This is a genomic window from Mediterraneibacter sp. 210702-DFI.5.30, from assembly GCF_020560115.1.
In the GTDB taxonomy this organism is placed as follows: domain Bacteria; phylum Bacillota; class Clostridia; order Lachnospirales; family Lachnospiraceae; genus Mediterraneibacter; species Mediterraneibacter faecis.
Window position 1 is genome coordinate 1 of the sequence record NZ_JAJCME010000238.1, and the last position, 220, is coordinate 220.

1 protein-coding gene is annotated in these 220 nt (G+C 45.5%); it reads right to left on the minus strand.

Going from position 1 to position 220, the window contains the following annotated elements:
* Nucleotides 1–220, minus strand: a 220-nt coding sequence (locus tag LI126_RS15410; protein ID WP_227165772.1) for a hypothetical protein, incomplete at both ends; no start/stop codon positions are given.

A 220-nucleotide genomic window follows, 5' to 3' on the forward strand; every position in this document is an offset into this window, starting at 1 on the left:
TCTCTGCCAGCTCAACGTCCAAGGCAGTAAAAACGTTTTGTACGCGAGCTTCGGCGCCAAGTTGAATATCATGATCCTCATCCAGCTGCCAGTCAAATTCAATTGATTCGTGCAGCAACTTAGTAATATCTAACAAACTAATCTTCCTTTTCTTCTGCTTCTTTTGTTTCAGCCAAATCAGCAGTCGGCTGTTCGGTTTGACTGGCTGGCTGATCAGGCG